1 pseudogene is annotated in these 937 nt (G+C 42.2%); it reads left to right on the top strand.

What is annotated here, in order from left to right:
• Positions 1–71: 71 nt before the first annotated feature.
• A pseudogene (locus J8L97_RS23735) lies at positions 72–937 on the top strand (transposase); the annotation flags it as partial.

The following is a 937-nucleotide window of genomic DNA, read 5'->3' as shown; positions in this document are numbered from 1 at the left end:
CCCCCTGTGTCAGGATAGTTGTCGCCTCAGTTTTTCATAAAATAAAACAGGGAGCGGTAAGTTAGTTATGAGTGAAGCATTATCCAGAAGATCATAAACAAGCAGTCATTAGAAAGCTGGTTGAAAGTGGCTTATCATTAGGTCAATTCGCAAAGCAGGAAAGTATCAACTTATCGACTTTGTATTCATGGCGAGATAAGTATTTAAAAGTAGGGTCTAGTTTGACAGAGAGTAATAGTTTAGATGGTTGGTCACCAGAGCAGAAGTTCTCAATTGTTTTAGAAACGGCAGCATTGAGCGAAATTGAGTTAAGTGAGTATTGCCGTGAAAAAGGACTTTACCCTGAGCAAGTTAAAGAATGGAGGCAAAGCTGTATTGAAGGTAATCAGACGCAAGGCCAGCAGCGTAAGCAATTAACCCAAGAGCGAAAAGCTGATCGTAAGCGGATCAAAGAGCTAGAAAAAGAGCTTAAACGTAAAGATGCAGCCCTTGCTGAAACCGCGGCATTATTGGTGCTAAGAAAAAAGTTAAATACTTACTGGGGGGAAGACGAGGACAGTTAACGTCACACTCAGATAGACTGCATTACGCATCTTTGATTGATGATGCCGTGAACTCAGGTGCAAGAAAAGAGAAAGCTTGTGAAGAAATAGGTTTGTCTATACGGACGTTACAGCGTTGGCAAGAACAGGGTGAAATCATCGCTGATAAAAGACCAACAGCGAAAAGGCCAGAGCCGAAAAACAAGCTTACAGAGGAAGAGCAGCAAGCAATATTAGATATCAGCAACCAAGAAGAATACGCCAATTTAGGGCCGAGCCAGATAGTGCCAATGCTGGCAGATAACGGGCAGTATCTCGCATCTGAATCAAGCTTTTATCGTGTGTTGAAAGCCAATGACCAATTGACTCATCGAGGTAAAGCAAAGCCTAAGAAT

The sequence above is a fragment of the Pseudoalteromonas sp. MMG012 genome (assembly GCF_018100875.1).
GTDB lineage: Bacteria > Pseudomonadota > Gammaproteobacteria > Enterobacterales > Alteromonadaceae > Pseudoalteromonas > Pseudoalteromonas aurantia.
This window is presented reverse-complemented; position numbering and strand designations above follow the sequence as displayed.